General features: G+C 67.4%; 24 protein-coding genes. 8 read left to right on the top strand and 16 right to left on the bottom strand.

Going from position 1 to position 23,481, the window contains the following annotated elements; translation table 11 throughout:
• Positions 1-16: 16 nt before the first annotated feature.
• The 4 genes from NQK35_RS07030 to NQK35_RS07045 all read left to right on the top strand — a co-directional run bounded on the left by NQK35_RS07030 (position 17) and on the right by NQK35_RS07045 (position 2,507).
• Positions 17-574 (top strand): DUF2510 domain-containing protein, encoded by a 558-nt coding sequence (locus NQK35_RS07030; protein WP_257113689.1) that lies wholly within the window; start codon positions 17-19, stop codon positions 572-574.
• Positions 571-1,266, top strand: coding sequence for a hypothetical protein (locus NQK35_RS07035; RefSeq protein WP_257113690.1), 696 nt, complete (start codon positions 571-573; stop codon positions 1,264-1,266). Before NQK35_RS07030 ends, NQK35_RS07035 begins: the two co-directional genes overlap by 4 nt.
• 81 nt (positions 1,267-1,347) lie before the next feature.
• Positions 1,348-1,758 (top strand): DUF2510 domain-containing protein, encoded by a 411-nt coding sequence (locus NQK35_RS07040; RefSeq protein ID WP_257113691.1) that lies wholly within the window; start codon positions 1,348-1,350, stop codon positions 1,756-1,758.
• On the top strand, positions 1,755-2,507 hold the full coding sequence (locus NQK35_RS07045) for a hypothetical protein (protein WP_257113692.1): 753 nt from the start codon (positions 1,755-1,757) through the stop codon (positions 2,505-2,507). Before NQK35_RS07040 ends, NQK35_RS07045 begins: the two co-directional genes overlap by 4 nt.
• A 113-nt stretch (positions 2,508-2,620) precedes the next feature.
• Here NQK35_RS07045 and NQK35_RS07050 read toward each other — a convergent pair whose 3' ends face one another.
• From NQK35_RS07050 to NQK35_RS07065, 4 genes are read right to left on the bottom strand one after another with little or no spacing between them, the layout of a single operon-like run.
• Positions 2,621-3,043 (bottom strand): RNA-binding S4 domain-containing protein, encoded by a 423-nt coding sequence (locus tag NQK35_RS07050; protein WP_048742094.1) that lies wholly within the window; start codon positions 3,041-3,043, stop codon positions 2,621-2,623.
• A 7-nt stretch (positions 3,044-3,050) separates the two neighbouring features.
• A complete protein-coding gene (locus NQK35_RS07055) occupies positions 3,051-5,750 on the bottom strand; it encodes an ABC transporter permease (protein WP_257113694.1) in 2,700 nt (899 codons plus the stop codon).
• Positions 5,751-5,770: 20 nt separating this feature from the next.
• Complete coding sequence (locus tag NQK35_RS07060; RefSeq protein WP_009213084.1) at positions 5,771-6,508, bottom strand: ABC transporter ATP-binding protein; 738 nt, start codon at positions 6,506-6,508, stop codon at positions 5,771-5,773.
• Positions 6,508-7,113: a PadR family transcriptional regulator gene (locus tag NQK35_RS07065; protein ID WP_009213083.1), complete on the bottom strand. Its 606-nt coding sequence runs from the start codon at positions 7,111-7,113 to the stop codon at positions 6,508-6,510. Before NQK35_RS07065 ends, NQK35_RS07060 begins: the two co-directional genes overlap by 1 nt.
• A 477-nt stretch (positions 7,114-7,590) precedes the next feature.
• Here NQK35_RS07065 and NQK35_RS07070 point away from each other — a divergent pair, with 477 nt between their 5' ends.
• Together NQK35_RS07070 and NQK35_RS07075 are read left to right on the top strand one after the other, a co-directional pair.
• Positions 7,591-8,469: an aldo/keto reductase gene (locus NQK35_RS07070; RefSeq protein ID WP_257113695.1), complete on the top strand. Its 879-nt coding sequence runs from the start codon at positions 7,591-7,593 to the stop codon at positions 8,467-8,469.
• Between the two features lie 19 nt (positions 8,470-8,488).
• Positions 8,489-9,808: a DUF4921 family protein gene (locus tag NQK35_RS07075; protein ID WP_009213081.1), complete on the top strand. Its 1,320-nt coding sequence runs from the start codon at positions 8,489-8,491 to the stop codon at positions 9,806-9,808.
• A 16-nt stretch (positions 9,809-9,824) separates the two neighbouring features.
• On the opposite strand, the gene NQK35_RS07080 is transcribed toward NQK35_RS07075, so the two are convergent.
• Positions 9,825-11,099: a hypothetical protein gene (locus tag NQK35_RS07080; RefSeq protein ID WP_257113696.1), complete on the bottom strand. Its 1,275-nt coding sequence runs from the start codon at positions 11,097-11,099 to the stop codon at positions 9,825-9,827.
• A gap of 140 nt (positions 11,100-11,239) precedes the next feature.
• On the opposite strand from NQK35_RS07080, the gene NQK35_RS07085 reads away from it, so the two are divergent.
• Positions 11,240-11,518, top strand: a complete 279-nt coding sequence (locus NQK35_RS07085; RefSeq protein WP_009213079.1) for a DUF4235 domain-containing protein — start codon at positions 11,240-11,242, stop codon at positions 11,516-11,518.
• A gap of 40 nt (positions 11,519-11,558) precedes the next feature.
• Here NQK35_RS07085 and NQK35_RS07090 read toward each other — a convergent pair whose 3' ends face one another.
• A complete protein-coding gene (locus NQK35_RS07090) occupies positions 11,559-11,927 on the bottom strand; it encodes a sterol carrier family protein (RefSeq protein WP_048742108.1) in 369 nt (122 codons plus the stop codon).
• Between the two features lie 97 nt (positions 11,928-12,024).
• Here NQK35_RS07090 and NQK35_RS07095 point away from each other — a divergent pair, with 97 nt between their 5' ends.
• Entirely contained in the window at positions 12,025-12,933 is a 909-nt protein-coding gene (locus NQK35_RS07095) for a hypothetical protein (RefSeq protein ID WP_009213077.1), read from the top strand.
• Positions 12,934-13,045: 112 nt separating this feature from the next.
• Here NQK35_RS07095 and NQK35_RS07100 read toward each other — a convergent pair whose 3' ends face one another.
• From NQK35_RS07100 to NQK35_RS07145, 10 genes are all read right to left on the bottom strand, one after another.
• Positions 13,046-13,822, bottom strand: coding sequence for a CDP-alcohol phosphatidyltransferase family protein (locus tag NQK35_RS07100; RefSeq protein WP_257113697.1), 777 nt, complete (start codon positions 13,820-13,822; stop codon positions 13,046-13,048).
• Positions 13,823-14,003: 181 nt separating this feature from the next.
• On the bottom strand, positions 14,004-16,361 hold the full coding sequence (gene purL / locus NQK35_RS07105) for a phosphoribosylformylglycinamidine synthase subunit PurL (protein WP_009213075.1): 2,358 nt from the start codon (positions 16,359-16,361) through the stop codon (positions 14,004-14,006).
• 68 nt (positions 16,362-16,429) lie between these two features.
• Positions 16,430-17,137 carry a phosphoribosylformylglycinamidine synthase subunit PurQ gene (purQ, locus tag NQK35_RS07110; RefSeq protein ID WP_009213074.1) on the bottom strand — a complete coding sequence of 236 codons (708 nt, stop codon included), beginning with the start codon at positions 17,135-17,137 and terminating at the stop codon, positions 16,430-16,432.
• Positions 17,134-17,415 (bottom strand): phosphoribosylformylglycinamidine synthase subunit PurS, encoded by a 282-nt coding sequence (gene purS, locus NQK35_RS07115; protein ID WP_048728401.1) that lies wholly within the window; start codon positions 17,413-17,415, stop codon positions 17,134-17,136. Before purS ends, purQ begins: the two co-directional genes overlap by 4 nt.
• Positions 17,416-17,478: 63 nt before the next feature.
• On the bottom strand, positions 17,479-18,480 hold the full coding sequence (locus tag NQK35_RS07120; protein ID WP_257113698.1) for a phosphoribosylaminoimidazolesuccinocarboxamide synthase: 1,002 nt from the start codon (positions 18,478-18,480) through the stop codon (positions 17,479-17,481).
• Between the two features lie 22 nt (positions 18,481-18,502).
• Positions 18,503-19,837, bottom strand: coding sequence for a phosphoribosylamine--glycine ligase (purD, locus tag NQK35_RS07125; RefSeq protein ID WP_257113699.1), 1,335 nt, complete (start codon positions 19,835-19,837; stop codon positions 18,503-18,505).
• 90 nt (positions 19,838-19,927) lie between these two features.
• Complete coding sequence (locus NQK35_RS07130; RefSeq protein WP_257113700.1) at positions 19,928-20,920, bottom strand: hypothetical protein; 993 nt, start codon at positions 20,918-20,920, stop codon at positions 19,928-19,930.
• Positions 20,910-21,944 (bottom strand): VWA domain-containing protein, encoded by a 1,035-nt coding sequence (locus tag NQK35_RS07135; protein WP_257113701.1) that lies wholly within the window; start codon positions 21,942-21,944, stop codon positions 20,910-20,912. The genes NQK35_RS07130 and NQK35_RS07135 overlap by 11 nt, the downstream gene beginning before the upstream one ends.
• Position 21,945: 1 nt before the next feature.
• On the bottom strand, positions 21,946-22,965 hold the full coding sequence (locus tag NQK35_RS07140) for a vWA domain-containing protein (RefSeq protein ID WP_009213068.1): 1,020 nt from the start codon (positions 22,963-22,965) through the stop codon (positions 21,946-21,948).
• Complete coding sequence (locus NQK35_RS07145) at positions 22,962-23,474, bottom strand: hypothetical protein (protein ID WP_257113702.1); 513 nt, start codon at positions 23,472-23,474, stop codon at positions 22,962-22,964. The genes NQK35_RS07140 and NQK35_RS07145 overlap by 4 nt, the downstream gene beginning before the upstream one ends.
• Between the last annotated feature and the right edge of the window lie 7 nt (positions 23,475-23,481).

A 23,481-nucleotide genomic window follows, 5' to 3' on the forward strand; every position in this document is an offset into this window, starting at 1 on the left:
CGGAGAGAGACCCACGATGAGCGAGCCCACAGAAGGCTGGTACGCGGACCCCAGCGGGGCCGGGCAGCTGCGCTGGTGGGACGGACACGCCTGGACGGAGTACGTCGAGCCCTACCAGGCGCAAGCCCCGCACGAAGCCGTCACCGACGAGGCGGCGTCGCCCGGCATCGAGGAGACGACCGAGGCCTATGCTCCCGCGTCCTCGGCAAGCACCCCGACTTTCGACGCGACGGCGGCCGGCCTCGAACCCGCTACGCCCTCAACGCCGAGCCCAGCGGCCCCCGCACACGCGACCGGCTCGAACGAGGACCTCGCCGACGAGGCCGACCGGAACGACCCCGGGGGGCAAGCGCGCCCCTCGGGAATGCTCAAGTGGATCCTCGGCTGCGCTGCCTCGTGGCTGCTCGTCGTGGCGTTCATCGCCGTCCTCGCCCTCGCGTGGTCCCACTTGGGCCCCAGCGGCCGCATCCACGAGGACGCCAAGGCGCGAGCCGAGAAGGCTCAGCAGGAGCTCGATACCGCCCGATCCACCCTTGAGGACATCAACCGGCAGATCGAGGAGGCCAACAAGTGAACACCGCCCCCGCTCCCCTTCGCGCCGCAACCGTCGCGGGTGCGATCCTCGCCGTCATCTTCATCATTCTGTCCGCCGTCGTCGGCGGCATCAACGCCTGGCGCTCCCAGTCCTCATCCGCCTATGAAGCCCAGGCCACCAAGGCTCAGTCCGACAAGGCGGGAGTCGACGAGCAGATCACGGAGGCCAAGGCGCGCCTGGACGCGGCGAGCGTCCGCAAGGACGCGAAGGCGTGGTGCGACTCCATCAATCGAGACACGGCCTCCTCCATTCGAGACGCCATCAAGACCTACGATTCGGCGACGTCAGCTGTCAAGGAAGCGATTCACGAGGAGTGCAGCGCGAAGGAGACCCTCGCCAATGCCCAACGCACGGCCTCTGACTCTGACTTCACGATCACCATGGGCGAATGCACGACAGACGAGACGACCACCACGGTCACCGGCACCTTCTCCGTCAACGCGTCAAGCTCCATCGCGTCGCTGGGCTCTCTCGACGTCACCATCGTGGGATACACAGCGGACAAGGGCGCCAGCTTCAACCCATCGACTCCCTACCAGGGAACGACGACGATCGCCGTCACGCCGGGGGCTTCCATGCCCTTCACGGTGAGCGTGCCATACGATCCGGCGACGAGCGCGACCACCGAGTGCGTCGCGACGATGCACAAGTGGTGGCCTACCAACATGTAAAGTCGCGGTGGGATGACTCACCACCGAGGACGGTTCCGCGCTGAATTAGGATTGTGGGGACACAGTGAAAGGAGCTTCCCCATGAGCACCCCCGTTCCCGGTTGGTACGCCGATCCGGCAGGCAGCCCCCAGCTCCGCTGGTGGGATGGCACGCAATGGACGCAGCAGTACCGTCCCGCCAACTCTGAGCAGGCGAGCCCAAACGCGCAAGCGAATGCAGCACCCGCATCCCAGGTTGCGGCCCAGGGGCCCGCAACCGCTCAGGGCGCCGCCTCCGGCTACACCCCCGTCGCCGCCAAGCCACGCACCAAGGCGACCGGCGGCCAGATAGCGATCGCCGTTCTCTCCTCAGTCCTCGTCATCGTTTTCGGCGTGACCGCGCTACTCTCCGCGGGACTCTTCATCCAGAAGGGGCGGGACTACCAGCGCGTTGAAAGCGACCTGCAGCAGGCGCAGCAAGAGCTTGAGCAGGCCAAGGAGGGATCCAAGTGAGCGATCAGCACACCCCGGCGCCGAGCACTCCCGCCGCACCGGCCCCTCTCGTAGCCACGACACCCGCTCGTGAGACGTCCAAGCCCGCAAAGAGCAAGGGACTGTCGATCTTCAACCGCGTCGCCCTCACACTTATCGTCGTGCTCCTCGCGCTGACGATCGGTCTCTTCGCAGGCGCCGCCCAAAGGAATAAGGCCACGGAAAGGATGCGCGACGAGATCGAGACGGTCCGCGATCAGACCGAGCAGGTGGCCGCCGCCTCGATAGCGCCCGCCTGGTGCGAGAAGGTCACCGCCGCCAACGCCGACGGGATGAAGGACATCTACCAGGAGTACAACCACGCATCCCAACAGGTGAAGGACGCCATCGACAAGCAGTGCGCAACGCGCGTTGACATCGCTCGCATGGTGAGCAGCCAGCAGGCGGACGCCGCCTTCGATACGTCGAACAGCAGCTGCGCGATCGCCGCGTCCGGTACATCCATCCACTGCTCTGTTGACGTCAAGCCGGCCAGCGACGGCATCAAGTCGCAGCTGGCGAAGTTCTCGTCAACGACCGTGACGCTGGAGATGTGGTTTGATGACGGGCCCCTGTCCATCACCTTCAACCCGAAGCATAAGATCGACAACGTCGCCACGGCCACCCTCGACTCCTCCGGCAGCGGAACCGTGGAGTTCGATGCCGACTACGACCCCAGCTGGGGTCAGAAGTACGGAATCGGAGTGGTCTCGTTCTTCCCGAACGAGTAGCCCGTTCCCTCTCCGGCGGTCCCGGTACCCCCTGCGGGTGCCGGGACCACTCGCACTGGGGCGAGGGCCGCCTGGCGGTGGTTAACCCGGCCTGCGGCCGCGCGCTGCGGCGTTCAGTAGTGCTCGTGGGAGTCGTAGCCGCGCAACCGATCCAACTCGCGGCGCTCCTTCTTGGTGGGACGCCCGCTCCCCTTCTCGCGCGTGGCGACGGGAATGTGAACGCGGGGACGTTCCGGCGTGCGATCATCGTAGGCCGTGCGTGCCTGAGGATACGACAGGCGCCGAGCCAACAGCAGGACGACACCGAGGATGCGGTCGAAGCCCTCGACCCGCAGTCGCACCTCGTCCCCCACCCGGAGCTTGTGAGCGGCTTTGACCGCCTCCCCGTTCACGCGCACGTGCCCGGCCCGCACGGCCGCAGTGGCCTGCGAGCGAGACTTGAGCTGGCGCGTGGCCCACAGCCAGGTGTCGACCCGTACGCTCGTTGCGGCCAGCGCGCCCGGGGGGATGGTCACCGTTTCGGGGGTATCGCTCATGGGAGCCCTAATTGATGCGGCGCAGGCGCCTCTGATGGTGGGGCGTCAGGACGATGGCAACCAGCGCGCACAGCAGGGGCATCCCGATGAGCATCCCTGCCAGCGCCCCCCACGGCACGACCGGCCAGAGGGTTCCCAGCGTGGGGAAGATGCCGGATCGGGCGAAGGTGATGACCGCGAGGACTCCGACGACGAGTCCCGACAGGACGGCCGTCGGGATCGCGTTGAGTGCCAGCACGATGCCCTGCCAGGTGGTCACGTGCCGGCGCATGGCCGGGGCCGCCCCAATCGCGTCGAGGGTATCGAGGTCCGGCCGCATGTCGGAGGCGGACAGGGCGACGACAAGCGCGACCGTGGCCCCCGCAGCAACGATAGCGATGATCGCCGCGACGTAGGGCAGGACGAGGGAGCGCACCGTCGGGACGATAACCTGGGCGGATGCTCCCGGCACCTGGCGCGCAATGGTTGCCTGGAAGGCGGAGGCCTCCATGGGACCCACGGGCTTGTCGATGCTCAGCAGTTGGCCCAGCGGCAGCGACTGGAGGCCCAGGGCCGAGGCCGCAGTCGGCGACAGCACCATGACGTTGATTCGCGTCAGAGGCGAGGCCGCGAAGGACCGGGTCGTCATGACGTGCGCGTCGGGTAGCGCATCGTCGGAGGCGCCGGCTGCCTTCGCCTCCGCAATGTCGCTCATATCGAGGCTGCGCAGCTGCACCTGGCCCGCGCCGTCAATGTACGCCGGATCGGGAACAAGCACCCCTCCGGCGTTGAGCGTCGCGACGGCGCGCACCATGTCGTCGCCGCTGAGGTATCCCGCCTGACGCAGGAACGTCCCGTCGTCCACCATGTAGGCCAGGTCCAGCTCGGCCATGGTGCCCATGTCGGGGGCGAGCGTGAAGGTTGAGCCGTCGAAGGGCGACACGGCCTCGACCATGCGCGTCGGTCCGCCCGGACCGCTGTTCCAGACCATGCCGTTGAGCACCGCCTCAGAGGTGATCGTTCGCTCCCCGTCGACCGCCTCGTAGGCGGCATTGAGAAGCTCGCGGGAACGCTTCACGGAGTCGGTCTTGTCGGTGGTCGAGATGAAGACCTGACCGCGCTGGCCGACGTGGGGACGAGAGTTCCAGCCGGCCTCGTTGGAGGAGGACAGGGTGATGAGGAGCCCGCAGGCGACGAAGACGGTCGTCAGGATCGAGGCCATGGCCGGGAACGTGCGATGCCCGTTGCGCACCGCGTCGCGCAACGCGAGGCGCATGCTCATGGAAGCGCGCCCGTGCGGAACACGCCAGCGCGTGAAGACATAGGGAATCGAGCCAATGAGGCCGACCTCCACGAGCGCGACTCCGGCGACGAGGGCAAGAATCGAACCGAGCCACGCGGCAATCCCCAGGAGTGGCAGGCCGGCCAGGAGGGCAATCGGGTAGATCATGCGACGGCGCACCAGCCGGGAGGGTTCCCACACCCTCCCGCCGATGACGGCGGAGGTGTCGATGCGGGAGGAGGTGTGCGCGGGCGACACGGAGGCGAGGAGGGAGAGCAGGATCGGCAGAAGCGCGGACAGCGCCAGAGGCCACCAGGGCACGATCCCGATGCCCAGGCCGGACCACAGCCCGATGCCAACCATGGAGGCGGCGGACAGGAGCACCGAGAAGACGACAGAGTAGGAGCCGATGACGAAACCGTGGGCGATCGTCAGGCGCCGCCCGTCGCTGCGGTCTCCACCGTTGGCGACGATCATGGCGGCGGTACGCATGACCGAGCGCTGGGCGACCGTGTAGAGGGGCGAGATGAGGAGGATCATCTCGGTGAGGATGAGGAGGATACCGGCGACGAGGAGCAGGTACTGCCAGGGACTCGCGGTGCGCGTGGATCGGGGCGCCTCGTACTGGGCGATCTGCGCGGGCAGGGCCGAGGCATCGGGTGGGCTGGCAAGCACGTCGCGGGAGAGAACGGAAAAGCCCGAGGCGTTGAGCTCGCGGACCTTCGCCCACGAGACGGGCGCGGGGCCGGTGACATACCAGGCCGTCTGCGTCCTCCCGGCGACCGCGAGGCGGTCGATCGGCAACGTGCCGTCACCAACGATCGTGCGTGACGAGCCGCCGATGATTGCGTCAATGACGACGCTACCGGACAGCGATTGGGTGGTGCGTTCCTTGGCGAGCGTGAGCGACAGGCTGAGAGTGTCTCCCTCGGAGGCCTTCAGCGTGCGGGCAACATCCTCAGAGATCACGGCATGATCGGCTGCGAGCGCGCCGTGGCGTCCTCCCGCTTCGACCCGCGGAGCGTCCAGGGATGCCGTCTGGGTACCGGCGTCCACGGTGATGGCGGTGCCATCTTGCGCGGTGAGCCGCAGCTGATAGAGGGTGTCAACGGCGATCAGTTGGTCGCCCGGTGGCACCCATGCCGTGAGCGTGTCCATGCCGACGCGCACCTCCTCGTCGGAGGAGGTCTTCGAGAGCCTATCGGCCGTAAAGTCCTGCTCGAGGGCCGTCGAGGAACGGTGTAGCGTCACCGCCTGAACCGCTGAATCGTGTCCGAGCCAGGAAGCCGCCTGGTAACGCTGGGACGTCGTCACGTCCCAGAAGGTGATGGCGGCGATGGCGATGATGATGGGAAGCGAGATGAGAATGACCGCGGCGAGCGTGCGCCCAAGGCTTTGGCGCGCGTCGCGAGAGGCGATGCGGAGTACCACTCCCCATCGCCTCATTCGCGCGCTCACTCGACTCATCAATTCCCTGGTGCTGTGTCTGCGAGCAGATCCCTGAGCGTGTCTCCACGCGATCGATCGACGATGCGACCGTCGCGCAGGAAGACCGTCCGATCTGCCCATGCGGCCATTCGGGCCTCATGAGTCACGAGAATACCGGCTACTCCCGCATCTATGTGATCACGCAACACCAACATGATCTGTTCTCCCGTGTGGGAGTCGAGAGCCCCGGTCGGCTCGTCGGCAAGAATGACCGAACGGTTACCCACGAGGCCGCGGGCAATGGCGATCCGCTGACGTTGGCCGCCCGAAAGCCTCTCGGGGAAACGGTCGGCAAGGTCGGCGACGCCGACCTCCTCGAGCGCGGCCATGGCTGCTTCGCGCACCTTCGCGGGGCTGACCCCGTCCAGCTGAAGAGGCATCTCAACGTTCTCGAGGGCCGACAGGGAAGGAATGAGGTTGTAGTCCTGAAAGACGTAGCCGATCGAGCGACGGCGCACCTGCGCGCGGCGAACCGCGTCCATCGTGGCCAGATCGATACCGTTGATGTACACGCTGCCGCACGTCGGGCGCTCAAGCCCGCCCGCGATCGACAACAGCGTTGACTTACCCGATCCCGAAGGGCCCATAACAGCGAGAAGCTCGCCGGGTGCGACCTCAAGGTCGATCCCGTCGAGCGCTCTCACTCGGATGCCGTCGGCGCCAAACTCGTGTCCGACACCCGCCATCCTGATCGGTAGCGGAACAGGCTGGTTCATCACACCCCGGCGCGCTCCGACATACCTGCCTCGGCCTGAGACCAGTTCATCATGCGACCCTTCGCGGCGGCGAAGGCGGCGCGGCGCGCGGCCTCGGACACCGCACCGGACTCGATGTGGTCAAGCCAGTTGAGTTCTGCCTCAAGGTCAAAAATGTGACGCTCAAGGATCAGCTTCCAGGCGAGCTCACCCTCATCGGCGGAGGCCTTCAGCCGGGTGACATCGCGCAGGGAACCCAGGGTTGCGCGGCGCTGGGTCTGAATCATGGATTCGACGTCGACCGTGGGGTCAGCAGCGGCCACGGCAAGCTTCATGACGAGCTCATCGCGCTCGGGGTGCTCGCGAGGAACAGGGGTGGACCACCAAGCGCTGAGGACTTCGCGACCGACGTCGGTCAGCTCAAAGACCTCCGAATCGCGGCCTGCATTGGTCTCGGCGTGAGACACAACCTGGCCGTCGCGCTCGAGGCGCTGCATCGTCTGGTAGACCTGCCCAATGTTGAGCGGCCATGCTCCGCACGTCTGTTCCTCGAACATCTGCTTCAGGCGGTAGACGCCCGCGGGCTGCTGCGCAACGAGTGCCAACAGTGCATTGCGAACCGACATATCTCTCCCGTTCGTTGTAGTGACGTGTTAGGCGATCGTGGTTGAACAGTATCTATCGTACGCCAATTTCGTCGACACAGGGGAGATTTAGCGGTGGCCTAGCTAACACAATCCCTACCGAGTGGTTAAAGACGGCCGTGTGGCATTCCGGGCCATTCCGAGGAATTGAACCTGTCAGACAATTCGACTCCCAACCGCGTTGCAGAGGATATCGGCGGTTTTCTTAGTCAAACACCAATATTTTTCGCTCACTCGGTCAGAAGCAGCTCCCGCGCGCCCGCCGCGATCGCCCGACGGAGCGCGCGAACACCCAGGACGCTCTTGACCAAGATGACAGACAAATTCTACTCACAAATCGTCTCAGATCCCGAGACCTGCCACGCTCCGTGGGCGTCCGCACGTCCGCCGCCCGGCCCATCGGCGACAGCCGGGGCGCTCGCCCGCGAGTACACTGGAGGCGACCAGGAGGATTCACCGATGAACGTTCCTATTCCCGGGCAGGCCGCCCCGGCCTCGCCTCCCATCCCCCACCTCACCCTCGCGACGGGCGCCCCTATCCCCGTCCTGGGCTTCGGCACCTACAAGATCGCCCCAACCGACGCCTACGACGCGGTGAGCCGCGCACTCGATGCCGGATACCGCCACATCGACACCGCACAGATGTACGGCAACGAGGCGGAGGTCGGCGCTGCCCTTGAGGCCTCGGGGATAGCGCGCGAGGAACTCTTCGTCACCACGAAGGTCGACAATTCCAACCACGAACCCGAACGAGCAGCCCGATCGATCGCCCATTCCCTGGAGCGGCTACGCACCGACTACGTCGATCTCCTGCTCGTCCACTGGCCCCTTCCCACCCTCTACGGGGGCAACGTAGCACTGCCGTGGCCGGCCCTCGAAGAGTCCTACGCGGCGGGGCAGGCGCGCGCAATCGGCCTGTCGAACTACGAACGCATCCACGTCGAAGCCGTTCGCGCCGTCGCCCGCATCGCCCCGCACGTCCTCCAGGTGGAGGCCCACCCGTTCTTTCCCAACGGCGCGTTGCGCCGCTACGCCCACGAACTCGGCATGGTCTTTGAGGCCTGGTCGCCGTTGGCGCGCGGTCGGGTCACCACCGACCCAACACTTCTCGAGGTCGCCGAGGAACTTGGCGTCGGACCCGCGCAGGTCGCCCTACGGTGGGCCCTGGACCGCGGACACGTCGTCTTCCCCAAGACACTCAACCCAACGCGCATGGCCTCCAACATTGACGTCTTCTCGTTCGCGCTCACCTGCGATCAGCGCAAGCGAATTGACGCCCTCGACTCCGGCGAATCCGGACGCACCGGGTCGCATCCGGCGACCATGGATCGACTGTAGGGGCGGGTACGATACAGGCATGGCTTCCAAGCTCACGCGCGCCGACCGCGCCATCGTGCGTCTGGCCGATGGCACCGTCAAACAACAGAATCTGCTCACCGGTACCGAAGTGTGGACCGTTCCCGGACGGGGCAACCGTCCGCTGTCCGCCCCGCGCACCGATCACAACCCCATCGACCACGAGGCGGACGGCCACCACTGCGCATTCTGCTCCGGGCGCTACCTCGAGACTCCGCCGGAGAAGTCTCGCCTCGTGCGCCACCGCGACGGCACCTGGCAGCAACTGAACGGGCTCGGCGCCGACAGGCTACACAACACGGTCGCCGAGTTCCGACGCATCCCCAACCTCTTCGAGATCGTTTCCTACAACTACTGGCACCTCAACCACGGCCACGTGCCCTCCGAGGAGGACCGCCATCGCATGGCGCACTACCTTGCCTCGGACGTGGGATACGAGCACGTCATGAACGTTGTGCGGGCACGAATGCTCGCCTCGGGCATGAGCGAGGGAGAGTTCGCGGCCACCAGCGAGACCGCGCGGCTCCAGTCCGCCAACGGCTTTTTCTCCGGCGGGCACGATCTCATCGTGGCCAGGCGCCACTACGTGGACGGCGCCTCGGAAGCCCACCAGCTCGCCGGATCCGGCACACTCACCCCGGAGGAGCACGCTCACTACACCGCCTACACCGCCCGCTCCATGCGCGACCTGTACAACCTGGACCCCGCCGTGCGTTACGTCGCCACATTCCAAAACTGGCTGCGGCCAGCCGGGGCCTCCTTCGACCACCTGCACAAGCAGCTCGTGGCAATCGACGACCTCGCCGTCCAGACGGAGGCCGAGCTGGAACGCCTGCGCGCCCAGCCCGACATCTACGACCAGATCTTCACGGTCGCCGCCACACGCAAGCTCCTCATCGCTCAGAACGACCACGCGGTCGCCCTGGCCGGTTTCGGCCACCGATTCCCGGGCATCGCGATCTGGCCGCTGGGCGAGCCGACAAACCCCTGGGAAGTCAGCGAGGAAGCCATGGCGGGCATCTCCGATATCCTGCACGCCGCCCACGCGGCGACGGGCGTCGAGGTGCCGGCCAATGAAGAGTGGTATCACCGCCCGCCGACGGTCTCGACCCCCATGAGGTGGCGGATCCTGCTCAAGTGGCGGATCTCGACGCTGGCCGGATTCGAAGGGGGGACGCGCATCTACCTCAACACCATCGACCCCTGGAAGGTCGTTGAGCGCACCGTTCCCCGTCTCCTTGAGCTACGCGACAGGGGCATGATTGCCCCCATGCGCATCGGCGAGGAATGCAAGGTCAGCCCCTCAATGCTGCACGAGTAGCGGGCGAGAGCCTCAGCTAGTCCTCGTCCTCCGTGTCCGTCCCCGGGTCGGGCGCGGAGGGCCGGGTGACGACGGGGGCGGGGCTGGGCGCGGCGGGCTCATCCCCGTCCTCGCCCTCGGGCTGCGTCGAAGCGGGTGCGGACAGGGCGGAGTTCCAGGTGGCCAGCCACGCGGTGATTGCCTCCGGGGACGCGACCGTCTCGTCTGGTACCACCGCATCCCCCGAGATCCCCATCAGCCAGGCGGCCTTCGTATCGGCCGCCACGCCACCGTCGATCGGGTAGGCGCTGCCCGCCGTGGCCAACAAGCGCTGCGCTCGCTCGCCCTGTAGCCAGGCAATCAGGGACTCCGCCCCGTCGGAGGCGGGCGAAGCGGTCGGAGCCGCATAGAGGATGCGGGCAATGCACGTCGAAGAGACCGGCGCACCGTAGGAGTCGGCTCCCGTGTTCGTCGCCGCCGCGGCGGCCAGAGAACGCGGAGCAACCACCAGCGGATACGCACCCGAGGCCTCGGCTTCCCCGCCCACGAGCTGCCCAACGTACCCCTGCGAGACGTGCCCGCCCGCCGTCCACACACCCACAGCCGCGCCCAGAGACGGGTCGATGCGCGGGCTGAGCGACTGCGCGAAGGCGCCCAGCCCCTCGCCAGTCTGGGCGGCCGCCTCCTGAACGAATGCGCGGCCCACGGAGGAGGAGGTCGGGTCGGGCACCGCCAGCAGCGAACGCACGCGCGGGGAGGTCAGGTCCGCGAAGGAAGTCGGAAGGGAGCGCCCGTTCGCGCTGAGCCAAGACTTGTCCGCAATCACGCACACGTCGTCGCGTCCGTAGGCGATCGCGGCCGCCGCGCCCTCCACGGCTGTGCCCGCCAGGGTGGACGTGTCCCGCGGGGCGGTGGAGGCGATGGTCCCCGCAGCGCTGGCCGCGACCGCGTCCGCGCCATCAAGCCCCAGGACGACATCCGCGCTCGTCTTGGGCAGGCTTCCCACGCCGTCGATCGATACGACCGCAACCGTGAAGCCCGTCGCTTCAGTGAACGCCTGGGCGGTCTCGGTCGGCAGCTGCGCGCCGCCCACCAACGCGACCGTGACCGTGCCCGAACCCGAGCGAGGGCTCGGAGCGTCGATCGTTGCGCGCCCGCCACCCGCGGAGGCCCGCGCGCTCTGACCGGGCACGATGGGGGACGCAAAAGGATCCCGCGGCGCGCTGGAGGACACTGCCGGGGTGCAGGCCGCCAGGGCACTCGCAGCGAGGGCAAGGGCCGACAACGCAAAAACGGAGCGGAAGCGAGCCATGAGGAATCCTTCGGACGGGAACACTACTGTCCAAGCATAAGACAGGGGGACCGTGGGCCTCGCGCGAGAGCTCCGCGTGGGGCATGATGGAATTACGCATTCGTGCGCCGGGACAACCGCAGTCACGCCAGGAGTCACTCATGGATTCAGAAACCATCGACAAGGTCGCCACGACCGTCGTCATCGCCGGGGCCGCTTTCGTTGCCTCCAAGCTCTTCGAGATCGGCTGGAAGGCCGCCACCAGGCGCCCGGTCCCCGCCGAGGACGCCGACGACGTCACGATGGCCTCCCTCGTTGTCTTCGCGGCCACGTCGGCGGCCATCGCCGCCGTCGCCCAGCGCTACGCTTACAAGGGCACGCAGAAGTGGCTGACTCCTAAGCTCTCCGCACGCTTCGGCGCGCCGGCCATTGAGGCCTGACCCGAGCACATTCGCGGCCACGCACACCGGACAGCCGGCGTCACACGAGGGGCAGGTAGGGCGCCAAGTCGGTCCGCTGCCCTGACGCCGCGACGCGCCCGGAGGACACGGCCTCCTCCCAGGTGAGCAATCCCGACACCAGTGACAGCCACGTGCGCGCGTCGGTTTCCACCACCGCAGGCGGCGTCCCCCGCCGATGCGTTGCGCCGGGCAGGATCTGCACCGCCCCCGCGGGAGGCACCCGAACCTCCACCGAGCGACCGGGGTGGAGCGCCCCAATCTCCTCGAGGGTAAAACGCACCGCCGTCACAACCACCGTTCGGTCCGCATCCACGCCGCGCTCCTCGCGCTCGCGCCACGCCCGCAGGGCGGCCATTCCCTCGGCGGGATCAATCCGTCGCTTCGTCATGCGTCGATTCTACGTCCCTACACTCGGACCACCGCGTGCCATTGGATGGCACTCTCGGGCACAATTGAGACGACTCACTCCCAACGAGAGGACCCCCGTGACCGACACAGCATCCCTCATCACGCTGCGCTCGATCCTCGACCTCGCGAGCGCACGCTCCTACCAGTGGGATGCGGCAACCATCATCGCCGTCTCGGGCGTCGACCGCGCCGGGGACCTGACGACCCGCGTCATCGAGGACCCCGGGGTCCTCTGCGACATCGCCGACGAGGGTTTCTCACCCCACTCGCCGGTCGGCCACGCGCTCTCCCACGCGCTTCACGACGCAATCCAACGCCGGGTGCGCCTATGGATCACGGTCGTCCCCACCGCCAAGCTCGACCGCCTGCGCGAGGCGCTCGGCGGGGACCTCATTCACGAGGCCGGGCTCCCCTCGGGCGGGCATACCCCCGTCGCGATGTCTCCCCTCGAGCTGCTTGAGACCTGGTCGAGGGGCAACGCCGAGCAGCGCGAATTCATGCGCGTCGCCATGGCTGGGCTTGACACCCTCACGACTTCCTCGCGCGCCACCCGTGCCTCGCGCTCGGTGGGTGCCTCCATCATCGAGCGCTCGCTCGTCCTCAAGCTGTGCCGCAATCCGAAGTTCATCGCCTACGTCGTCGTCCTCGTCTACTCCATGGCGCGTGCCGTGCCCGTCATGTTCGTGCCCCACTTCGGGGGTGACTGGCGCATCCTGTGGCTCATCGACATGGTCACCGCGATCCCCTACACGTGGGGCCTCATCGAGATGGTCGCCGGACAGAAGCTCTGGCATCGCATCATTGGCGCCGTGACCGCCGCCGTGACCTTCCTTGCCCCCTACGTCTACTTCCTGATCTATGGGCGACACGCGCCTTTGGGGATCTGGTTCGCTATCGCGTGTATCTTCTTCGGCGGCATCATCCTCGAAGTCTTGCGCTACATGCGTGACCGTGCCGTCAAGGAGGGGCTGGCTGCCCACCCCTAGTCGGGGCGACGTCGGCCGCTGCCCGCCCGCGGCGCCCGCTCCGGGGGAAGTAGGAATCGTCCCCCGGAACCTGGGGGACCGGGGGACGAGTCGGGTGGCGGGAGGGGCGAGGCTAGAGCTTGTCCTCGCCGGTCGCCGTGCGAATGAAACCGGCGAGCATGAACCAGCCTCCGCCAACCCAGAACAGGATGAGCACCCAGACGGGCTGCACCGGGTAGACGATGACCAGGTAGGCGCACGCAACAATCCATGCGGCGGCGCCGATGATGTTCGGGATCCGGAAGCGCTTGACGCGCGCGGGATGCGTGTAGTGGATGGGAACGAGCGTCAGGATCGCGAGAATGATCGTCGCGGCAATATTGACCCAGGCGGGGGTCTGCAGGACGTACATGACGATCGCCACGCAGTTCCACGCTGCTGGGAATCCAACGAAGTAGTTGTCGTTGGACTTCTCGCCGTCGTTGGCGTAGCAGAACACGGAAGAGACGATGATGATCACCATCATGATGACCGGGATGGGCCTGGGCCCAAAGGGCAGGTACATCGCCATGAAGAGGGCGGGCAGGAAGGTCCACGTCAGGTAGTCGACGAGATTGTCCACGACGCCGCCATCGAACCACGGGACCACCTGCCGGACACCGACCTTGCGGGCAAGGGTACCGTCCACGCCGTCCACGATCAGGGCAATGACGAACCACAACCACATCATCGGGATGTCGTTGGTGAGCATGGCGAAGAGGGCGAGGGTCGCCCACGCGAGGCCCGAGATCGTAAACGCATGGACCGCCCAGGCCGCGATGACGCGACCGAGGCTAGGTTTGCTGGGGGCGCCGGGCGAGGCCGGGGCGGCCTCCTGCTCGGGGGTGGCGGTGACGGGTTGTTCAGGCACGAACGTCTCCTGTCGTGATGGTTGTTTTCCGCACCCAAGTATGCCAAAGATTGGGACGACGGACGTAGGGCGTGAGACGCGATGGCCCGCGGGTGCCGACCCACCTGGCGTGCGGGCGGATACGGTGAGGGGCCCGGGTCAGTGCCCGCGCCCCTCACCGGCAGTGCTTCCACCGGGCGCCTCAGAAGTGGCGGCGACCCGACTCGCTCAGCTCGCGTAGCTCATTGAGAGAAATCACCCAGCCACCGCCTTCGCCTTCGGCGGCCAGCAGGTCAATGCCGCTGATGGCCAGCATGTCCCCGCCCGTCGTGCCGATGCGTGTCGCCTCAACGCCCTCGGCCTCGGCGGCGGCGTAGACGGCCTTCACCGCGGCCTCGGGCACGACGACGAAGGCACGGGCCTGAGACTCCGAGAGCAGCATCTCGTGGTCGCCGACGCCGTCGCGGCGGGCGGCGGCGGCCACGTCGAAGACGCCGCCGATGCCGAAACGCAGCGCGGAATCCGCGAGGGACTGCACGAGTCCGCCGTTGGAGAGGTCGTGAGCCGCTCGAACGAGAGGGCGCCCATCCGGGCCATCGGCGGCGCTCAGGGCACGCACGACGTTTCCGAGGGCCACCTCGGCCTTCAGGTCGACCTCGGGCGGCAGACCACCCAGGTGGGAGCGGGCTATGCGCGCCCACGCAGACCCGTCAAACTCCTCGCGAGTCGCGCCCAGGAGGATGACAGCGAGCCCCTCCTCGGTGAAGCCCGAGGGGTTGGCCCGGGTCACGTCGGAGAGGATGCCGAGCATCCCGATGACGGGAGTCGGGTTGATTGACGAGTTCGGCTGCCCCTTCTCGGTCCCCGAGGAGTTGTAGAGCGAGACGTTACCGCCAGTCACCGGGATCTCCAACTCAATGCACCCGTCGGCCAGCGCGGTCATGGCGGTCACCAGCTGCCACATGGCATCCGTGTCCTCGGGGTTGCCGAAGTTCAGGCAATCGGTGATGGCCACCGGCTCGGCTCCCACGACGGCGACGTTACGGTAGGATTCCGCGAGCGCCTGGCGGGCACCCGCCGCCGGGTCCAGCTTCGTGTACCAGCCGTTTGCGTCCGTCGCGAGGGCAACACCCAGGCCGCTTTCCTCATCCACGCGGATGACTCCGGCATCGTCGGGCTGCGCGAGGGCGGTGTTGCCCTGCACGTACCGATCGTATTGGTCGGTCACCCACGCTTTGGACGCCTGGTTGACGTCGGCGAGGACGGCGCGCACGTCGGCGATCAGCTCGTCGCGGCTGGCCGGACGGGGCAGGTTCTCGGAGGTGGCGGCCTGCAGGTCGTCCTGCCAGGCGGGGCGCGCGTAGGGACGATCGTAGACGGGCCCCTCGTGTGCGACGGTCTTCGGATCGACGTCGACGATGCGGTGACCGTGGTGGTCGATCGTCAGGCGCCCGTCACCCGTCAGGTGGCCGATGACCGCGGCCTCGACGTCCCACCGGTCGATGATCTCGAAGAAGCGCTCCCGGTCCTGCGGGGTCACGATGGCCATCATGCGCTCCTGCGACTCGCTCATGAGGATTTCTCCCGCGGTGAGCGTGGGGTCGCGAAGGAGCACGTTCTCCAGGTCAACGTGCATGCCGGAGTCTCCGTTGGAAGCCAGCTCGGAGGTGGCGCAGGAGATGCCCGCTGCCCCCAGGTCCTGGATTCCCTGGACGACGCCGGCCTCGAACAGATCGAGGCAGCATTCGATGAGGACCTTCTCCATGAAGGGGTCGCCCACCTGGACGGAGGGGCGCTTGGCAGGCATCCCGTCCTCGAAGGTCTCGGAGGCCAGGATGGATGCCCCGCCGATGCCGTCGCCGCCCGTGCGGGCACCGAAGAGCACCACGAGGTTGCCCTCGCCGGTCGCGTTAGCCAGGTGGATGTCGTCGTGGCGCAGCTTGCCGATGCACAGCGCGTTGACGAGAGGATTTCCCTGATAGGAGGGGTCGAACTCGGTTTCGCCGCCGATGTTGGGCAGGCCCAGGCAGTTTCCGTAGCCGCCGACTCCGGAGACGACGCCGTGGACGACGCGCGCCGTGTCGGGGTGGTCGACCGCGCCGAAGCGCAGCTGGTCCATGACGGCGATGGGCCGGGCGCCCATGGAGATGATGTCGCGGACGATGCCGCCGACTCCGGTGGCCGCCCCCTGGTAGGGCTCGACGAAGGAGGGGTGGTTGTGGGACTCGACCTTGAAGGTCACGGCCCAGCCGCCGCCGATGTCGACGACGCCGGCGTTTTGCCCCATCCCGACCAGGAGGTGTTTCTTCATGGAGGGGGTGGTGCGCGCGCCGAATTGCTCGGCGAGGTGCTTCTTGGAGGACTTGTAGGAGCAGTGCTCGGACCACATGACGGAGTACATGGCCAGCTCCGCGTTCGTGGGACGACGTCCCAGGATGTCGCAGATGCGGGCGTACTCGTCTTCTTTGAGGCCGAGCTCCTTCCAGGGCATCTCCTGGCCGGGGGTGGCGGCCGCGTTCTCGACGGTGTCGGGCAGCTCACGGGTGTTTTCTGTGCTCATTCGTGTTTCCATTCGTGTCGTGGACGAGGCGGCGGCCCCCTCCTTCCGGAGGGCGCGGACCCTCCTCGTCAGCCGACGAGGGATGCGAGGACGGAACGGAAGATGCCCAGGCCGTCGGTGCCGCCGTGGTGGCGGGCTCCGTCCGGGCCGGTGGCAAGCGGGCCGAAGCCCTGTTCGGTTGCGTGTTCAGGGTGGGGCATCAGACCCACGACGTTGCCCGAGGCGTTGGTGACCCCGGCGATGTCTCCCGCGCTGCCGTTGGGGTTGCCCTCGACGTAGCGGAAGACGACGCGGCCTTCGCCCTCGAGCCGCTTCAGCTCGTCCGGGGACGCCTGGAAGTTGCCTTCCCCGTTCTTGAGGGGAACGGTGATCGTCTGGCCGGCGCTGAACTCCCGGGTCCACGCCGTATCGGGGTTCTCCACGCGCAGCACCTGGTCGCGACACAGGAACTTCTGATGGTCGTTGCGAATGAGGGCGCCGGGCAGCAGGTGAGATTCGCACAGGATCTGGAAGCCGTTGCAGATGCCGAGGACGGGAAGGCCTCGTCCGGCCTCGCGAACGATCTCGGCCATGACGGGGGCGGTCGCGGCGATCGCGCCGCAGCGCAGGTAGTCCCCGTAGGAAAAGCCTCCGGGGATGATGACCGCGTCAACGCCGCGCAGGTCGGCGTCCTTATGCCACAGCGCCACGGCTCGGGCGCCGGCGATCGTGGCGGCGCGGGCGGCGTCGCGATCGTCAAGCGTTCCCGGGAAGGTGACGACTCCGATGCGGCTCACTGGGCCCCTCCCGCGTAACGGGGGTCCGCCTCGTCCATGGCCTCGACCCGCACGACGTCCTCAATGATCGGGTTGGACAGGACCTCTTCGGCGGCCTTGCGGGCCTGGTCGAGGAGCTCGTCGGTGACGGGTCCCTCCACGCTCAGGTGGAAGCACTTGCCCTGGCGCACGGCCTCAAAGCTCGTGATTCCGAGCCTCGGTAGCGCCGAGCCGACGGCCTTACCCTGCGGGTCCAGGATCTCAGGCTTCGGCATCACTTCCACGATGATTCGCCCCACGGCGTTCCTCCTTGTGTTGTTGGTGAGGATCCCGCCGCGCACCTTGCCCGGCGGGCAGGTCTGTTACAGGATGGGGTCGGCGCCCGTCAGCAGACGGTAGACCTCCACGTAGCGTTGGGTCGTCGCGGCAACCACGGAGTCGGGCAGAGCGGGAGGATTGTCCCCGGACGCACGGTCCCATCCGGATTCGGCCGAGGTGAGCCAGTCCCGCACGTACTGCTTGTCGTAGCTGGGGGTCACCTCTCCCTCCACCCATCTGTGGGCCGGCCAGAAGCGGGAGGAGTCCGGGGTGAGGATCTCGTCGGCTAGCACGAGCGCGCCGGTGGAGACGTCAATGCCGAACTCGAACTTCGTGTCGGCGATGATGATGCCGCGCTCGGCCGCAATGTCGCGCGCCGCCTTGTACAGGGCGATCGACAGGTCGCGGATGGCGACGGCTATCTCCTCGCCCACGAGGTCGGCTGCGCGCTCGAAGGAGATGTTCTCGTCGTGGCTCCCCATGTCGGCCTTGGCGGCCGGCGTGAAGATGGGCTCGTCGAGGCGGGAGGCTTCCGTGAGCCCCTCCGGGAGCGTCAAGCCGCAGACCGTGCCGCTTCGTCGGTACTCTTCCAGGCCCGAGCCCGTCAGGTATCCGCGCACCACGCACTCGATGGGGATCATGTGCAGGCTGCGGCACACAACGGCGCGCCCGTCGAACTCGGCGGGGACCGTGAAGCGTGTGGCGGGGGCTCCCGCGAGCGCCTGCGCCGCCTCGGCGGGGGCCTTCGCCCCCACATCGAGCAGGTGATTCTCGACGAGCGGGCGGAGCTTGCCCATCCACCAGATCGCCAGCTGGTTGAGAACCGCCCCCTTGCCGGGGATGAGCGTGGGCAGCACGTAGTCGTAGGCGCTGATGCGATCCGACGTCACCATGAGGAGTGCTTCCGGACCGGGCTTGGCGTGACGGGGCCTTCCCGCCGCCGGTGGCGCCTGCGGGGGTTCTCCGACGACGGCTTCGTCGGGGACATAGATGTCGCGAACCTTGCCCGAAGCCAGGGAAATCCAACCGTGCGGGGAGGCGGGCATGATGCTCCTCAGTGTCGTTGTGTCAGTCGAGGGTGACGGTCAGGTGGTCGGGCCACGTGGCGATGTCACCGCGGTGGTGTTCTCCGTCGAAGTGGATGAGGTCCACGCCCCGATAGGCCAGGGCACGGGCTTCCTCGATGGTGGCCGCCCGGGCCACGACGTCAAGGACGCGCCCGCCCTTGTTGACCAGCGCGTACGTGGGCTCGAATCCGCAGCACCCGGCGGCCACGTCGGCGGGGTCATCCGTGATCTCCTCGGAGGTTCCCGCGTGGATGACGTGGACGCCATCGAGGGCCTCGGCCGCCTCGATGCCGGTGATCTCGTGTCCCGTGTCGGCCTGGCCGGGGTAGCCGCCCGAGGCCATGACGACGGTGACGGCAGCGTCGTCGCTCCAGACCGGGGCCGGGATCTTCGACAGGGTGCCCGTTGCGGCCGCGTGGAGGAGGGGGGCGAGCGGGGACTCGAGACGTTCGAGGACCGCCTGCGTCTCGGGGTCGCCGAAACGGACGTTGAATTCAACGACCCGGATGCCCCTGCTGGTCATCGCGAGGCCGCAGTAGAGAAGCCCTCGGAAGGGTGTGCCGCGGCGGGCCATCTCGGTGATGACGGGCTGCGCCACCTCGTCGACGATGCGCCGGGTGGCCTCCTCGGGCAGCCAGGGCAGGGGACTGTAGGCGCCCATGCCCCCCGTGTTGGGGCCCTCGTTGCCGTCACCCACTCGCTTAAAATCCTGGGCGGGCTGCAGCGGCACGACCGTCTCCCCGTCGGCGACGCAGAAGAGAGAAACTTCGGGTCCGTCCAGGTAGTCCTCGACAACGACCGCTCCCCCGTCCCGCGCGAGGCAGGCGCGCGCGTGGGCCGAGGCCTCCTCGCGGTCGGAGGTGACGACCACGCCCTTGCCGGCGGCGAGCGCGTCGTCCTTGACGACATGAGGCGCGCCCAGCTCGTCGAAGGCCGCCGAGACCTCCTCCATCGTGGTGCACGTGAAAAAACGGGCCGTGGCCACGCCCGCGTCGGCCATGATCTCCTTGGCGAAAGACTTCGATGCCTCGAGCCGGGCGGCTCCCTTGGTGGGGCCAAACACCGGAATCCCGTAGTCGAGGACTGCATCCGCGACCCCCGCCACCAGGGGCGCCTCGGGTCCGACGACCACGAGATCGACGTTCTCAGAGGTCGCGCGCCGCACGACGTCCCCGGGATCCAGCGGATCCATCGTCAGGGACCGTCCCAGCTGTTCAAGCGCGGGGTTACCCGCCTGGACGACGAGTGCGACGGGATGCTCGGGGGTGGACGTTCGTACGAGTGCGCGGGCAATCGCGTGTTCGCGTCCCCCGTTACCAACGAGAAGAACCTTCACTACTCCAGCCTATCGGTGTTTGTGGCCTCTTCGGGCCGTCGGATCAGATTATGGCTACAACTCACAGCGCGGAGTCGAGCGGGCGCGGGCCTACCAGGCTCCGTTCGGGTTGCCGCTGCGCCGCTCGTCCTGCGCGTCGCGCCGGTCTTTGGACCGCTTCCCGTTCTGTTGCTGCAAGTCTTCACGACGCTGCTTCTGTTCCGCGGACTCGCCCTCGTAGGGGTCCTCGGTCGGGCTGGGACTGGGGCTGGGGTTAGCCTCGCCCTCCTGCCCCGCCTGGTCTTGCTCGCTCTTATCCTCGCCGTCCGATCCGTTCTCACCTTCGGACTGTTCCTCGGCCTTCTGCTTCTTGTCCTCGACGCGCGACTTGTTCTTATCGGCGGGGTTGTCCGACTCTCCCCCCGACTGCTGGTCGTTGCCCGACTGCTGGTTGTCGCCGGACTGCCCCTGACCGCCGGACTGACCCTGATCACCGGACTGACCCGAGCTGGAGACGCTCTGGCACGGGGAGATGAGGTCCTCGGCCTCCTGGTAGGTCGCGGCGGCGTCGGAGAATGAGCCCGCCGCGGCGAGCGCGTCCCCCTGAATCTCGATGCCGATGGCAAGGTTGACCCGCACCTGGCACTCGTAGGAGAAGGCCTCCAGGCGCCCCGGCTGGACCTCGGTGGCCTTGGGGACGAGGTCGAAGGCGGTGCGCAGCTCGGCGATGCCGTCCTCGATGCGTTCCTCGCGCAGCAGGGTCGTGCCCAGGTTGTAGTGCGCGACCCACTGTTCCACGCCGAAGCCGGTCCATGCGATCTGTCCGTTGTATCCGGCTTCGGCGGCGTCGTAGCGCTGCGCCCTCCACTGCCCCAGGGAGGAACGCGACCACAGGGTCATGCCGATCAGGTAGGCGGAGAGCGCGACCACGATGACGAGAACCGGGAGGGAGTACCACAGGGGGCGAAGCGCCCGGGAGGATCGCTTGGGCTTGCCGGACGAGGCGGAGGTGGCCGTCGCGCGGACCGAGGGATCGACCGGGTTCTCTTGGGGAGCCCCGAAAGGAACGAGGTCCTCTTCGGGCAGGGAGTTCTCAGATCGCATGGGAGTTCCTCAGCTGTTGGGCGCGACGCGCCAGGGTTGCACCCTCCCAGGCGAGGAGTGCCCCGAGGATGAGCGCGAATGGCCAGATGATGTATCGGTAGGTGGATTGGAGGTTGCGCGTCTCGGAGATGGAGCTAGCTCCCTCGAGAACGGATCGCGCGTGGGACTCGATGGCCGACTTGTCCGGCGAGTGCACGTAGTCCAGGCCGATGCGCGAGGCGACCGCCTTGAGCGCGGCTTCGTCGATCTTGGAGATGGCCACCGGATTGCCGGGCTGGGAGGTGTCGCGGATGTATTCCGGCTCGCCGCCGCTCTGGGAGCCTTCGCTGCGCAGTCGCAACACCTTCATGGGGCCGCCCTCCGGCGTCCCGTAGCCGAGGATGAGGCCCCCGTCCACGTATTGCTTCACCTGGTCCCAGTCGCTTTCGTCCCCCGCCGGGGCGCTCGACCAGTGGTCCTGGTTGGACGTCTCGCCATCGGAGAAGACGAAGACGGCTCGAAGATTCTGGGGGTGACGTTCCTTGTTCTTGGCCAGCAGAGCCGCCAAGTCCTTCGCGGGCCGGTTCACCGACGAGCCCTGCGAGGAGCTGGACAGCTCACGGTCGAAGCTATCCATGTAGGCCTGGACGGCGGAGGCGTCGGTCGTGAGCGGCATGTCCGTGTGCGCGTTGGAATCCCAGGACACGATGGAGAAACGTGATCCGGTCAGGACGCTCATGAGGATCGCGACGTCATTGCGGACGCCATCGATGCGCGGCTTGGTGCCGTCCCAGTCCTCGGCCGCCATCGAACCGGTGCGGTCGATGACGAAGTACACCTCCAGGCTGGAGGTCACCTCCTCGGCTTCGCCGGGAATGGAGGGACCGGCGCCCATGACGACGACGACCGCGAGAATCATTGACCGCCGGAGGATGTCGATAAAGCTGCGACGCGTGGCTCTCCTGGCGGTGAGAAAGACGAGGGCGGCGCCGAGGAGGACGATGAGGACAAGAAGGACCAGGTTCACTGCGGGGCGAAAAACCATGTCATAGCCTCCCGAGGGCGAGCATGCCGAACAGGGAGAGAACCCCGACGATGGTCCAGCCGAGGGCGGCGCCGGGGCGGTCCGTCTCCACCATCTTCCCGGCCTTCTCGAGGTCCTGCTTCTGTTCGGACTCGATCTGCTTGACGACCTCGTCAACGGCTGACGGTGAGGAGGCGTCGTAGAAGTCGCCACCGGTCGACCTGACCTGGTCTCGCAGCTCGTAGGCCTCCGACGTCATCGCGTACTCCGAGCCGGGGTACAGGGCGGACACCGTCACCTTCTGGCTCTTCGCGAACTCGATGGCCTCGGCGAGGTCGTAGATGCCCTGCCCGTAGACCTCGTTGTCGGTCGCCAGGAGGATCGTGCGGGAACGCTCCTTGTCGGTGTGATCGAAGCCCAGGACGCACGAGGCTAAGCCGTCGCCCACAAGGGAGGCCTTTTCCTCGTCGTCGTCGGGGAGGAGCGGACGCAGGTACTTCTCGAGCGTGGGAGTCACGCTAATGCGCCCCCCGTAGATGGAGAGCCCTCCGTCGATGGTGTCGGCCATCTCCGTCAAGACGTCGTCGGCCATCTCGTAGTCGTCCGTCAGTGGGAACATCGTCATCGAGTATGCGTTCCACAGCTGCAGGGAGATCCGCTCGCCCTCGAAGCGGGAGATGATCTTCTTGAAGGATTCCCCGATCTTTGAGTCGTAGGGAAGCATGGAGCCCGAGGCGTCCAGGCAGATCACGATGTCTCGGCTCGAAGACTTCTCGTGCTTGACGTAGCGGTCCACGGGGGCGCCCGCGGACACCGAGGCCGCGATAACCGCGATGAGGAAGCAGACGATCGCCATCGCGAGGGAGGAGCGCGTACGCCGCACGAGGGCCTGGTACTTGGGCAGGCCCCGCACGTAGCCGGTGTTGGCGACCCAGCCTTTCTCGCCCGCGCGCTGTCCGGCGCGGCGGGCGAGGAACCAGCCGGCGCAGGTCGCGGCGAGCACGACGCCGAGGACGACGAAGATAAGCCAGGTGAATCTCATGCGTCTACCGCCTGCGAGGCGAGGATCAGGATGTCGGTGCCCCCCGCCCCCTGTGCGCCGGTGGGCAGGGAGGGTCCCCCGGTGGCGCCGTCGGCGCGTTCGCCGACGAAGCTGGGCGTCTCGCAGGCCTCCAGGACGTGGGCCAGCTGGGGCCAGGTGGGGATGAGGGCACGGATCTCCGCGACGGTGGCCACCTCGAGGTCGCGGCCGGAGCGCTCGGTGCCGAGGGCACGCATGAGGCCGGCCACCGCCAGGTGCGTTCCGCGCTCGTCGAGTTCGCCGCAGGCGCGGCGCTGGGCGATCTGGTTGACGTAGTCGTGGTACCGGGCACGCCTGGCCTGGGAGATGGTCTGCAGGTGAGCGACGCTGCCCTCGCGCGAGTGCCACCAGGCCCACAGGCTGTACGCCACCCAGCCGAGGAGGGCGAGGAGCAGTGCGACCCCCAGGACCCACATCCAGTGCGGGTATATGACGGGTTCTCGGAGGCTCTCAATGAGGTTGCCGGACATTGCCGTG

Source organism: Schaalia odontolytica, from assembly GCF_024584435.1.
Taxonomy (GTDB): domain Bacteria; phylum Actinomycetota; class Actinomycetes; order Actinomycetales; family Actinomycetaceae; genus Pauljensenia.